Here is a 13,460-nt window from a genome sequence, read left to right on the forward strand (position 1 = left end):
GTGCGATTGTATACAACCCCTCGAGCAGGTCGGATGACGAAATTATCAACCTACGATCACACCTTCATCGTTAAATATAAATGTCTGTCCGTTGATGATATGTGTTCCTGTGTAGAAGTAACCCTGTGCATTTACATAGTGAAGAACAAGGTTGCCGTTTGCATCATAAGCCCAATAAGATGCGTCCTGACCTGTAGCTAATGGAAGACCTGTTGTCGGATCAACAAAGCATCCAACTGAAACACCATTCTCTGTAATAACAAGGATAGGACTCTTGTTGATAGCCTCACCGTTAGGTCCTACAGCAGAACCGCCTTCTGTGGTTCTCAGCATAACGTGCTGTGTACCGCTGCCCATGAACTTAGCTTCCTTAAGGGTTGTTCCATCATTGCCGACAGTGGTTACTGTCATCTCAACGCCGTTAGATGAATACTCATTCTTTGTAACTGTCTGTCCGCTTGTGTTGGTAGAAACAGATGTTGCACCTGAGTTGCCTGAGCTTGTTGAGCTTGATGAATCTGATGAATCTGAATCTGATGAGCTTGATGAACTTGATGAGCTTGATGAGTCACTTCCTCTGTCATTGGTTGGGGACCCCGCAGCAAATGAAGCACTAAAGCTTGAAAGTACAAGTCCTGCGATAAGCGCCAATGTTAAAAGTTTCTTTTTCATCGGTATATACCTCCATAAAAAATATGTAGTAAGGTACTTCCGCAGTGCACAATCCTACTCCCAGTACCCCTCTATATCCTTAAATTATAAATTAGTCAGTTAGACATTTGTTAGGGAATATATGTCAAAACCGATACTTATTCTTTTATAATTTGGCATTAAAAACCGGCTATAAAAACAACATCCTCAAGTATCACACCTGCCTGAAGAAGGTATCCAGCACAAGCTTGTCTACCTGCTCATAATCCGGCCAGAATTCATCTTTATCTGCTTCATGGTTAACAAGGTTCTCACCTTCAAAGGTTGAGAAATCACTATCGTTTAGGGGTTCACCGTTTAGTGCAATATCCATTGCGATTTTTAGATAGGTGCCTTTCTCCATATTTGTCACGATATTATCTTCTATGAGAGAAAACATTCCCGGTATAACATCGGAATCCTTTTTTGCAAGTTTTATAACCTTATTCTCAAATGCTATTGCATACTGCCGATGTCTCGACATACGGGTCATAGCCGTAAAATCCACCGTAGTATCTCTTCTTCTTACAAATTTCTCAGCTTGATTCCCCGTCAGAAGCACGGTAGCACCTTTTACAAAAGAAGGATCCACATTCTCCAGCCCATCTTCTTCGATAGTGACTTCTACACCTCCTACATACTCATTAAGCTCATTGATGATATCAATAGAACCTGCCATGTAGCCATTGATCTTTAGTCCTCCCATAACACCCGAAACTGCATCCATTGAGTATTTGCCGGATTTTTCGTGGTTATCACCGTACATCCATGCTCTGGTCAGGTGATCTACCGCCGTACCGATGGGATCTGAGTTTTCATCAGTTACTGTAATGGTGGTCATAGTATCACGGGGAATCTGGATGATATGCACCCTGTTTTTTGCAGTATTCTCCGCCACAAGGAAGATTCCGTCTGAAAGACCGATTTCACTTATATCTCTGTCAATCTGTAAAGATCCTTTGTTATCTACTCCGAGGATGAGCCATGCTTTAATGGCTGTATTCCTTTTATAATGCACACCGTTATAGTACAGTTCTTTCTCTCCGAAAAGCTGTGGTCTTTCCGTGGTCTCTCGTCCGTTTACGGTATAGATGAGTTTTCCATCCTCTGATTTTCTGCACTTTATATCAGGAACTCCTTCCTCATTTCCGGCTCCTGCACTTTCAGCTGCTGCAGACTCCATCATATTTATAAGACGGTCCATGTCTACGCCTTCAAGTCCTACATTTCCTTTTTCATCCATGGTCATGCCGGCTGCCTTTAACTGTTCATTCATTTCTTCCGGTGTTATGGTTTCTGCGGCTCCGGTAGTGTAAACATTGTTTTTTTCATTGGCTGCTTCTATGGATTTTCTTAGCTTATATTCGTTATAAAGCCATACTGAAGCTACGACAGCCATCAACGCTATGATCCCTGCAAATATATATACTGGCTTACCGGGTCTGCGGCTGTGCTTCTTTTTTTCATATAGATGATCACTTGCCATGTAATTATGCCTTTCAGTTATTAGCAGATAGTAAAAAAGGTACCCTTAGCTTCATTGCTATAATGAAGATGATAGCTCACGGATACCTATTTTTAAATCATTTTTTTGTTATCAAAACCAGTTTTTTCTTTTTTTCTACATCATTGTGTGCCCGGATAGCATTCTCATTTACTTCATCGATCATCTTTTGCAGATCTCCATCTATCTTGTAGTCAACATTATATTTTTTTCGCCAGCCCTTATACTTACCGCTGACCACCCGCTGATCCTTCGGCTTCACCGCATCCTTCGGGATCAGCCATCTTCCTTTTTCTTTTATCGCGCCTTCAATCTTCCCCTGCCTACACAGCAGCTGAACATACTTGATGGATAGTCCCCAATCCGATGCGTATTGTTTGATACTGATATACACCGTGTTATATACCCTTCCTAGTTTATTCCTTTGGGTTCTGAAAGATTACCGGAAAGTATTTATCTTATCTCTTAAACCGGACCCCATCGCCCATACTCTATAGTTATTTTTTAAGCTATTGCCTTCGGCTATAAACATACCCTATTGGTTAAAATATTGCAATATATATATTGCATTGCCATTAGCATTTTGTTTTGTATTACTATTATGCAATTTTTCTTATAATTAATATTATTTTGCTCTTTTCGGTGCTGTATTTTAATGTCTTTTGCAATACATTTAGGATTGTAGGGAGGTGTAACTTATGGCATTTCAGATAAAACCCAATCGTAAAGAGAGCGAAAACAAGACTATTCGTTTTCCCATCAGAGTAATAGAGAAAGTAAACGAGGCCATTAAAGGAAAGGATGTGTCTTTTTCAAGCTTTGTCATTCAGGCTGTAGAATATGCACTGGAAAATATGACAGAATAATAGTTCTTTTGACATATACGGCGTTTAAACATTATTCCCCCGATTTTAAACTTGGATTTATATAATTGGAGGGGTTATGTTCAGATTTCTATGTGATAAACGCGGAGCTGTAAATCCGCTTTTTATAAGGATCATAATGGGTGTTGTCTGTGCTCTGGTCCTGATCTTACTCGGAATTTCCACTATCTTGGATAAGCAAAGTGATGATGAATATGAGAAATGGGCAAAAAGCGAAAACCAAAAGATTTATAATGATTCCCAACAGATACGTATAACTGAAAGACAGCTTCTGAAGCTTAGGCGCGAGGTTAATGACAGCTTCTACCAGCGGCTTGAGCATGATCTCCCTGTACGGATCCTGATAGTTGGTGATGCCTACGGCAATGGCTTCGGTGTCAGTAACAAATCTTTAGTTTGGAGCAAGCTGCTTCAGGCAGGTTTGAAGAAAAAATTCGGTGTCAGGGTCGAGGTCGAAAACATTACCCTGTCCGGCATGAACGGAGGTTACGGTGCCTGGGTACAGCTAATGAAGCTTCCTGATGGCACTGCCTCTCCAGTGCTTACTGCTGCCGGTGCCGTGAAGGATAAGGAAGGTACCTACACCGGTGAGGTGCAAAACGACACCGGTGATGTAAAAAAGCAAAATGGTGAATTCGCCGGAGAGATCCTGGATGCAAGGACTGTGGCAGCTTCCAGAGAAAATGAATACGATCTTTGTATCGTGAGTCTCGGTATGACGGACGAGCCTCAGATGTTCGAGCTTTACTACGAGGGTGTCCTCCGACAGATTCGGAGAAAATTTGAGAAATGCAGCATCATTTCACTTCTGTCCAATCAGGCTCTGACAGCTCCTGAGCTTGGATACGCAGATGAAAATTACGATGCACTGTATAAGATATCAAAGCACTATGATGCATCTGTTATAAACGTAGGACTTGAGATGACAGATCCTGATGCTGCCGCCAATGGTGCCACGATTTCGCAGCTGCCATACGGCTCTGCCACCAGCGAGAGTCTGGCCGCAGATATGCGGTCTGATGGAATTCCCCAGCAAAAGGCTGATGAGATTGCTTCAAAGGATCTTGCGGAGAGAACTGCCGCCGCTGAGGAAGCCATCCTAAAGTACACTATCCATGGGCTTTATCTGAATAATGCAGGTCAGAAATTCTTATCCGAAAGGATTTTAGATTTTATAGAAAAAAAAGTAAGCAAGAGTACCGGGTATAATGACAAGGAGATTTCGCCTCTAAAGAAAGAAGTGACGACACTGGATCGATACCACTATTTTCCGGTTTCAGAGCTGGTGCGCCTTAATGACTTCACATATGTTCTGGCTGAGAACACGGTGAAAGCTGCGGCCGGGGTGGAAGATCGGGACGGGGTTTTTCCATTTTCCGATAAAGCCGGTGCCGATGGGGAAAGAGTCAGTGACCCCGCCGGCGAAGGTGCTGAAAACAAAGCTGCCGGTGTAAATGTTCTGAAGCCGGGAGAGCTCGGCACTATCATCGGCGTTGATTATGATCTTGTGAAAGGCGACAATGACCTTTATGCCGCCACCGAAGACGGAACCAACGGATTCGGACGTATCGTTCAGCGTAACAACGATGCAGTTAAGGTACGCTTTATCATGCCTCTTAACGATGGTTACTCTTACGAGCGTGACCGTAACCTTATCCTGGCCTTTTCCACAAAGGAACAGGCAGATACCTTACACGGCATCATCCTCGGCGGAGACTTTACTCTGCCCTCCTACTTAGACGGTTTCCAGCATGTGCCATATATCGGTCTGACTGATGAGGACGGAAAGCCGATACCTCTCGACCGGGATGGGAAACCTTCAGAAACAGAAAATGATCTGCCGGAGCAGACCACAAAAGAAAACGACAAAACCTCAAACGCCGGTGAGCCGGGCAGACCGTCGGAAGCTAACCCTGGTAATCCTGCAGCAATACCTGAAACGACGATCCAAAGCACCGAAGCTGAAACCACTGCTGCTACCTTCGGAAATGACCAGCCTGCTCAGGGAAACGCCACAGCAGTTTCAGAAAGCTTAAGTAACCTTTCGGCAGCTTCAACTCAGGGAGAGGAAGCTTCTGAGACATCCGGGAGCACGTACTCCGAAAGCGAAAACACAGAGACATACGATTACGAAGAAACTTACACGGACACGTACTCCGAAAGCGAGAATTCCGAAACCTCTGATTACGAAGACACTCATGCGGACACATACCCCGGTAGCGAAGCTACCGATGCTTCCGATTCCGGAGATATAACTACCGGCATTGGTCCTGAACGTCCTGATGAAACCGAATGGTCCGCCTACGAGGTTGGGAATCCGCAAAGGTAATAGTCATAGGGAATCATTCCAAAATATCGGTTACCATTATAGATAATGGGCAAACATTCCAGTCAATACTTGGGATGTCTGCCCATTTTTACTTCCATTACTACCGTAGCAGTTCAGCCGGTGGACCACCAACTCCGTCCCCATGGTCCACCGGCTGAACTGCTACTAACTACCATTTTTCAATGTATTCCAAGATTTCCTTTTATCACCTCGAGTACATTCACCAGAGCATCCTTTTCTCTCATGTTTAAATAATTTATATTAAGATGGCTTTTGTTATAATGAAGATATGTGTCTTTCGTTTCTTCTACTAATAGTTTTGTAAAATATTGTTCCCAACTGAAACTCTCGGAACTCTCTATATACTCTTCAGGATTGCTGATAATATCTGCAACTCTCTTTCCATCAATCAAACCGGAAGACAGGATGATCCATTCAAATGACTCAGGAAGATATATACAAACTTCAGGGTTACTTTGCATATACAGATATAATTCTCCCATCTCTGAACCAAATGCTGCACCATCTGCAATAATCAGTACTTTACTATTTTTATACTCATTAAGTAGCGTTCTGATTTTTGTTTTCCCACCTGCGGATACACAGTTTATTTCTACGGGTATAATAGCATTAAAAAATTCATATCCCGAATTAGTATCCTCTACCATCAGGACATCAGAAACTCCATTGTTCAGTTTTTCATTTACTCTATATAACCTGAAAAACGAGCTATAAGTCTGCCTTATATCTGCATATTTGCCAGCAGTATGAATTCCGTATACCTCTTCTACGGAATATGGAAGGTTTGGAAGGTTTTCGCGAGTAATGATTACATAGTAATTATCGCTTTCTTTAATCTTTCCAGCGAATTCCGTGGTTGTGATCACTTTTGTTTCTTCATCGATGAATATTATGCAATTATGGCTTTGTTCAATAACGCTTTCCCAGTTACTGTTGTTTAATGTCTTACACTGCTTTTGACAAGAGATAGATATTCCTGATTCATCTCCAAGTCTTTCATAGGTTTCCACAAGGTTTATAAGCGTTGTTTTTCCTGTTGCGCTGTCTCCTCGGATAATCGTAATATTACGTTTAATATCAAATTCAAACTTTATCCTGTTGTTTTGGATAATTACATGGTATTTACCCTTCATCAGTTACCTTTCTTCTATTGACATAGACTCATCAAGATATTCCCGATAACTGTTAACAATCTTATCAGTATTCAAAATTCTGGCCTTAAAGCTCTCGCATCCGCTGAAATCCATAATATGATGAAGATTGATAGTCAGATCTTTTTCTTTACTTATTTCATATATCCATTTTGCGCAGTTGTCTCCGCAGGCTGATGCGTTAAAAATCTTTCCTGATTCATCAAATCTCATTAAGATAAGCGTCTTTACGCCTCCTGATAAATCCTTGATTGATATTGATCCAAGAAACGGACTGTCCACAACATGTGCACCAATTACATCAGATTTATCCACATCCTTTATTACCTTTACTGAAAAAGGATCAGTAATCCACTCATCCCTGTAGACATTATCAAAGTATGTAGGCGGATGGTAAACAGAATTTTTCACATTGCCAAAAACAATATTTAACATAAAGTTATTTCCTTCTTTTTTTATCTATCTCAGATTATATCAGACATTGGTTTTTTATCAAATCATCCCTATACGGAGATAAAATAAAAAACATCGAAGCGTCCTGCTCCGATGTTTTTAATCGTTTTAACTTTAATATAGATCCTTCTCTTAAGTATCTCCGATCCCTCGGAGATATCTTTATGTTCATACGAACACTGCATAGGAAAATTCCCTTCCCATGAGCTCCCTCTGCACTAGTAATTCGGCTCATGGACGATTTTTATTACATTTTTTTAGTAGGATTATTCGGAATTAATACAATCTTAAGATGATTATATAGGTTTCATTATTTGTATCAGAGGATAGAATCCCAACGGATTCTTTTGAACCGCTCAAAGCCGCGACTCTTTTGATCTTCGATCAAAAGCAGATTTTATATTCATGACATGAAAGGCTTTCACCCGGAGCTCGGCAAAGCTTTCATCGTTGACTCTGTTACTGTAGGTGATGAAATCGACCCGCATGTCCGTAACCTTTCCACCCTTAAGCTGAAATAGGACAGGTATGGTAACTTCGGGAAAACGGTTTGCTGTTTTAATAAGCTCAACATAGGTGTAATCATAGTCCCAGAGCTCAGAGTCTTCCTTAAAGGAACAAAGGGCATGTATATATTTATTCCAGCCGATAACTTCCTCACCGAATATTTCGGCAATGATATATCCGCTTTCCTCGTCACCCTCCTCCATGGCAAAGTTGATTTCCATTTCGCAGGTTTTGTATTCGGATTTTCCCAACAGTTGTTCTAAAAATCCCATAGAGGATACCTTTCAATTCTTATAATGTATTTTAGAAGTGTCTTTGAATCATAAAATATATAACCATAAATCTTCGGTTACATCATTGTACTACTATTATGTATATCGAACCGATAAACATTAACATAACATCCTTATAAATACGATTTCAAAGCCGAACTTATAATTAAGTGATATCAGGAGGACAGCTATGATAAATATAACTAAAAAGGCAGCTTTAAATTATCTGGAGGAAGCATTAAGCGAATCCAGCCTGAAGGAGATCTCCGACAATATATATAATACAGCCATAATCGGATATGAGGCGAGTGAACCCAATGCCATGACCTACTATTGCAGAGCTTTCAATATCACTGCATACGGCGTTGAGAATCAGTACAAGGGTATTCTTTCAGATTTCCTTTTGGAATACCCTCCGGAGAACCTGCGCAAAGCTTTTTCCCAGATTTTTACACGTTATCCCAAAGGCATGACCACAGAAGCTCCGACCTTTGCCGATGTTTTGGAATCGCAGCTTGCAATTGATGCCAGGGAAGCTTCCGAAAAAGATGAGGACGGTGTTCTCAATGTATTTAAACCATTTTTTAAGCCAAAGAAATAACTGCGTCCCCAGAGTCCGCCCGGTCGAACTGTGATTCTTAAATTTATTTTATCTTTTTGTGACAGTATTGTGACAATTAAGATGATAGTATCTAGACATACAAAAGAAATCTTTTGGTAGTCAAAAGGAGTTATAAAGGTAATGCGGAGCCCACACCCCTTCCATCCCCACCGCAGCCTTTTTACTTAATTAGAGAAGAGCCGGTATCTTAGCACCTCGTCTAGCTAAGATAGCGGCTCTTTTATTTTTGAAAAATTTTTATAAAAAAAGCTTATTTATCTAAACTATCCGCCGACGTATATATCAAGCCAATAATACATTGTTTTTTTATTATCTCCTTACAGACGTTGGAAGAGGGAACCATCGAAAGATGGTTCCTTCTTTCTTGTCAGCCACGCGGCTTTAAGCGCTTCAAAAGAATCCTCAATGATTCTCTCTTTTCTACTCTTATTAATTATGAATTTTCTGTCGAGATTAATGTATATATGTTTAGTTCGGAAATCGGCATTTATGCCTGACATCACATAGCCTGTCATCAAAAAGGAGGCATTAACCATGATTGACAATTATAATTCCATTCCAAAACCGGAGTCCGATGAAATAAAACAGCGTCTGGCTGTCGCTCACCAGCGCCTTTCGGAGCAGCAGCTTCTCATGAAGGACAGTAAGCTTCCCGTATTTATACTTTTAGAAGGTTGGGGAGCAGCCGGAAAGGGCACTGTTCTCGGTCAGGTTATCAAGAACCTTGATCCCAGATTTTTCTCTGCAGTTTCAATGAAGGATCCCACCACCGAAGAACTGAGGAAGCCATTCCTGGCAAGGTATTTTGCTGAGATTCCGGAAGCCGGTCAGTTCAAGTTCCTTGATATGGGCTGGATGAGTGAGATCACCAAAGATGTTCTTTTCGACAAAATATCAAAGCGTGATTACAAAAACCGCATCGGAAGTATCCTGAGATTCGAACGTTCTCTTACAGATAACGGATATCTGGTGTTGAAATTCTTCCTTCACATAAGTCACAAGGAGCAGACAAAGCGCCTCGAGACTCTCGCTGAAGACAAGGATACTGCATGGCAGGTCAATTCCTTCGATACGTGGGAAAATGAACATTATGATGAGTGCTATAAGGTTTACGACAGATTCCTTGAGGAAACTCACACCTCCACTATCCCCTGGAATGTAATTGATGCAAAATCCAGAAAATGGGCTGAACTTCAGGTAATGGAGACTATAGTTGCCGGAATAGACATTGCCCTTAAAAACCATACCCTGACTGTACCTCTCATTCAGAACATCTTCCCGCTGAAGCGAATGCCTAAGCTTAAGGATGTGGACCTGAAGAAGACAATTTCCGAGGAAGATTACAAGACACAGCTTAAAGAGCTTCAACTGAAGCTTAGGAATCTGAACAACGCCTGCTATCGTAAACATATTCCGGTAATTATCGCCTATGAAGGCTGGGATGCTGCAGGAAAGGGCGGTAATATCAAACGCATCACAGCTGCTCTTGACCCGAGAGGCTACATCGTTCATCCTATAGCAAGTCCGAAACCCTTTGAAAAGAGCCGTCATCACCTGTGGCGTTTTTGGACAAGACTTCCCAAGACCGGTCATATAGCTATTTTTGACAGAACCTGGTACGGCCGCGTTATGGTAGAGCGTCTGGAGGGCTTCTGTTCAGAGAATGACTGGCAGCGTGCTTACAATGAATTAAATGAGTTCGAGAAGGAGCTTAGTGACTGGGGCGCTGTTATCGTAAAATTCTGGATCCATATAGATAAGGATACTCAGCTTGCACGTTTTACAGACAGACAGAATACTCCCGAAAAGCAGTGGAAGATCACGGATGAAGACTGGCGAAATCGTGAGAAATGGGATCTTTACGAACAGGCCGTTGATGAGATGATAGCGAAGACCAGCACAACTTATGCTCCCTGGCATATCCTTGAGTCCAATGACAAGAAGTATGCCCGAATCAAGGCCCTTAAGACCATTTGCGCCGCAATGGAAAAGAAGCTTAAAGAAGCTAAATAAAACCATATTTTTCCGGATCAATTGCTTAGCAATTGAGTTAATCAGATATAGACGACTGAAAACACTCGTTTATAGATTAGGAGACTGACCAAAATTTAATAGAAAAGAATTGTAGGTTCAATATAAATGATCCCCGGAGTAACGGATTTGTTTACTCCGGGGATCGTCTGTTTAAGTGATCTGATGATTTCACTTCTCATTTTATTCTTCTTTTGTTTTAACTTCCAGCAAATCCTTCTTCTCGTTCTTTATCTCCCAATGGATAAGGAAAGTAAGAAGTCCTCTGAGGATGATTATCGCGCCAAGTATCCCAAGCTCTCTCCACTCACGGACAACAACTGTACGGAGAACCTCTCCGCCCATCTTAAACTCAAGAGCAAGAGCGATACCTTCTCCAAGATCCAGACGCACATGCTTGTCATGATTGAGCCATCTTAAAAAGCATTTAACTGCAGTCGAAACAAGTACCAGAATTCCTACCATTTCAAGCAGGATCGTACAAATCGCAACAACATTCTCAAGTAAAAAATCAAGTACCGAAACCAAAGATTCCATAATTCATATTCCCCTTCATAATAAGATATCCACTATTATAAACTATAATCGGTCTACATTATACCAGAATATGGTTTTATAAGTTAAACCCGAATACTCCTGAATTCCATAAAAATGGTTTTTGAAATAATGCATAATAAAAAGAAGTCGGTTTCATGATTTCCATAAAAACCGACTTCAAAATAATCGACGGATTAAAAACTATGTCTCTCAATATATCTGGCTTTTCTTTCCTCACGCTTTGCAGCCCTGCCTTCTGCATCCAGCTGTGGAAGTGATCCACACTTGTTTGCGTAGCTCCAGGCCCTGAAGCCCTCCGTCATAGCCTCGAAAAAAGTAAGGAGATCAACTCCCTTTTCACGATCTATCATAGTAGGACGGAGCATTGATATACCGAGACTTATAAGAACACCAACTCCTGTGTCAATGATTCTGGCGATTGTATAACTTACAAAGTTTCCCACCGGCTGTGTGCAAAGTACTACGAAATATACTACCGTACCCGGCTGGATAGCATTATTAGCGCCCAAAACGAAATTGATCAGCATTACAAAAAATACACCGATGCAGAGATATACCTCTCCCGGGATTCCAAAAGGAGTATTCATATAAAGCCAATATGAAGGGATAACAACAAGCCCTCCGATGAAAGTCCCTACAAATCTGTTGAATCCGTTATGGAATCCTTCCTGGAACTGGCTGCCCATACCATAAACAGCGCCAATGCAGGCAAAGCAGGGATTACGATCTCCAAGAAGATACTTATAAATCACAGCTGTAACAAAACAAGCTATAACTGTACGAATAATACGATTTGTATATTTCGGCATCTTCAACTTATCGGCAACCGTCTTGAATCTTGATGTTTTTTCGCCCTCCATTGACTTAGTCTCCTTTTGCACTCAATAAAAAATCAAATTATCAATTGACCGAAAGGAGCTATCAACCATCAGTAGAAATTCTTATCACGTCAAGAACCTTTCGCTTTATTACTGTTAAAATAATATCTATTTTTATAATTTTTGCAAGTATATTTAATTGCATTTAATTGTTTTTCTTTGCATGCAAAAAGCGAGTCTACATAACTGACGTATGCAAACCCGCTATTTAGTATTAACTACGTAAGAATTCAGATCATCAGGATACCAGCGGAATAATAAATGTTGTCCATAAATGACTAATGGGCATCGCAATGACCATGGCCGGAATCATATCCGCAACCGGAAAATCCTTTAGTTTCATCATTCTGAATCCTGTGGCTATAAGCAAAATTCCACCACAGGCTTTAAAATCATTGATCATAGATTCTGTGCAAAACGGATAGATGGCATTTGCGAAAGCGAACAATGCTAAAAATATGATGCACTGAGGTATGGCTATAAAGCTTGTTATTATTCCGAGGCTGCAGGCAAATATCAATGCAGTTGCAATATCAAGAATTGATTTAGCAAGAAGAATACTGTGATCACCTGTCATTCCGGAAACTATACTTCCATATATTCCGGTACCGCTGACACAGAACAAAACAATTGCAGTCACAAGCTGCTTCTTATAATCCTCGTCTAAGTCTCCTCTTCCTTTAAAAACTTTGGAAATGCAATTTCCCATCCAAAGTCCTCCGGCAGAGATCTTATCACCAAGTTTAACCGCAAAACCTATAATTGTGCCCAAAAGAACAGAAAGCATGACAGCAGGCATATTGGATAAAAGAACAACCGAACATATCCCCATAGTCATGGCACATACTCCAAAAATAGCATTCATGCTTTCCACTACTTTTTTAGATAAACCGGTTCCTAAAACATTTCCTACAAGTCCGCCTATAATAACAGCAGCTGCATTAACAAGAACACCTATCGGCATATGATCCTCCCAAAAGCAACAATTTTACCGTGCCAATCAATATAACCACTCTCATCTATTAACGCTGTTTTTGAGCCTTAATATCTGACACATAGATGCACATCTATCCGGCTCTTTTATTGAAATAATATGCGTTGACAAAAATAATAACATGTTATCTTTTGCATATGCAATTAATATTTTACATACATAAAGAAACTTATATAATCAGAAATATTTATCCATCGGGGACGGTTCTCGCCGGCGAGAACCGTCCCCGATGGATATTGACGGCAAGAACCGTCCCTGGGGAATAAAATTTATAAAAAAAAGAAGTAGTCTATGCTACTTCTTTTCTAAAGCGACCCGGGACGGAATCGAACCGACGACCTCCGCCGTGACAGGGCGGCGCTCTAACCGACTGAGCCACCGGGCCATATTACTTTGATCATTTTCAAAAGCTATTATAGAATCCTGACGGATTCTCTTGAACCGCTCAAAACCTTGCGGTTCTTTTGATCTATCGATCAAATGTTTTATCGTACCTTCAAAACAGCATACCATTTATGAATCATTCCCGGTAATCCATCTAAACCTCTAACCTTTCCAGCCTTTTT

At 40.9% G+C, this 13,460-nt stretch carries 13 protein-coding genes and 1 tRNA gene; 4 read left to right on the top strand and 10 right to left on the bottom strand.

The genetic code is table 11. The annotated features are described in order from the left end of the window. Positions 1-45: 45 nt before the first annotated feature. The 3 genes from G625_RS0111185 to G625_RS19580 all read right to left on the bottom strand — a co-directional run bounded on the left by G625_RS0111185 (position 46) and on the right by G625_RS19580 (position 2,588). Positions 46-672 (bottom strand): hypothetical protein, encoded by a 627-nt coding sequence (locus G625_RS0111185; RefSeq protein ID WP_029201189.1) that lies wholly within the window; start codon positions 670-672, stop codon positions 46-48. Between the two features lie 193 nt (positions 673-865). Beyond that, complete coding sequence (locus tag G625_RS19575) at positions 866-2,176, bottom strand: LCP family protein (RefSeq protein WP_049895864.1); 1,311 nt, start codon at positions 2,174-2,176, stop codon at positions 866-868. A gap of 97 nt (positions 2,177-2,273) precedes the next feature. Then, positions 2,274-2,588, bottom strand: a complete 315-nt coding sequence (locus G625_RS19580; protein WP_044932442.1) for a hypothetical protein — start codon at positions 2,586-2,588, stop codon at positions 2,274-2,276. 304 nt (positions 2,589-2,892) lie between these two features. Here G625_RS19580 and G625_RS22765 point away from each other — a divergent pair, with 304 nt between their 5' ends. Both G625_RS22765 and G625_RS0111205 read left to right on the top strand, forming a co-directional pair. Further along, positions 2,893-3,060: a YlcI/YnfO family protein gene (locus G625_RS22765; protein ID WP_198014887.1), complete on the top strand. Its 168-nt coding sequence runs from the start codon at positions 2,893-2,895 to the stop codon at positions 3,058-3,060. A gap of 76 nt (positions 3,061-3,136) precedes the next feature. Further along, entirely contained in the window at positions 3,137-5,407 is a 2,271-nt protein-coding gene (locus G625_RS0111205) for a hypothetical protein (RefSeq protein WP_029201190.1), read from the top strand. Positions 5,408-5,586: 179 nt separating this feature from the next. Here the strand turns inward: G625_RS0111205 and G625_RS0111210 are convergent, their stop codons facing one another. The 3 genes from G625_RS0111210 to G625_RS0111225 form a co-directional block, all read right to left on the bottom strand. Next, on the bottom strand, positions 5,587-6,561 hold the full coding sequence (locus tag G625_RS0111210; RefSeq protein WP_029201191.1) for a hypothetical protein: 975 nt from the start codon (positions 6,559-6,561) through the stop codon (positions 5,587-5,589). A 3-nt stretch (positions 6,562-6,564) separates the two neighbouring features. Further along, positions 6,565-7,014, bottom strand: coding sequence for a DUF4869 domain-containing protein (locus G625_RS0111215; RefSeq protein ID WP_029201192.1), 450 nt, complete (start codon positions 7,012-7,014; stop codon positions 6,565-6,567). Between the two features lie 374 nt (positions 7,015-7,388). Beyond that, a complete protein-coding gene (locus tag G625_RS0111225) occupies positions 7,389-7,811 on the bottom strand; it encodes a hypothetical protein (protein ID WP_029201193.1) in 423 nt (140 codons plus the stop codon). Between the two features lie 190 nt (positions 7,812-8,001). Here G625_RS0111225 and G625_RS0111230 point away from each other — a divergent pair, with 190 nt between their 5' ends. Beyond that, positions 8,002-8,412: a hypothetical protein gene (locus G625_RS0111230; RefSeq protein ID WP_029201194.1), complete on the top strand. Its 411-nt coding sequence runs from the start codon at positions 8,002-8,004 to the stop codon at positions 8,410-8,412. Positions 8,413-8,967: 555 nt separating this feature from the next. Further along, on the top strand, positions 8,968-10,446 hold the full coding sequence (gene pap / locus G625_RS0111240) for a polyphosphate:AMP phosphotransferase (RefSeq protein WP_029201196.1): 1,479 nt from the start codon (positions 8,968-8,970) through the stop codon (positions 10,444-10,446). 201 nt (positions 10,447-10,647) lie between these two features. Here the strand turns inward: pap and G625_RS0111250 are convergent, their stop codons facing one another. The 4 genes from G625_RS0111250 to G625_RS0111265 form a co-directional block, all read right to left on the bottom strand. Next, entirely contained in the window at positions 10,648-11,001 is a 354-nt protein-coding gene (locus tag G625_RS0111250; protein WP_049895865.1) for a DUF1622 domain-containing protein, read from the bottom strand. Positions 11,002-11,195: 194 nt separating this feature from the next. Beyond that, positions 11,196-11,882 (bottom strand): FUSC family protein, encoded by a 687-nt coding sequence (locus G625_RS0111255; protein WP_029201198.1) that lies wholly within the window; start codon positions 11,880-11,882, stop codon positions 11,196-11,198. Between the two features lie 256 nt (positions 11,883-12,138). Further along, a complete protein-coding gene (locus G625_RS0111260; protein ID WP_029201199.1) occupies positions 12,139-12,864 on the bottom strand; it encodes a DUF554 domain-containing protein in 726 nt (241 codons plus the stop codon). 341 nt (positions 12,865-13,205) lie between these two features. Beyond that, positions 13,206-13,279, bottom strand: a tRNA-Asp gene (locus tag G625_RS0111265). Positions 13,280-13,460 lie beyond the last annotated feature (181 nt).

Source organism: Oribacterium sp. NK2B42 (assembly GCF_000424445.1).
Classification (GTDB): domain Bacteria; phylum Bacillota; class Clostridia; order Lachnospirales; family Lachnospiraceae; genus Oribacterium.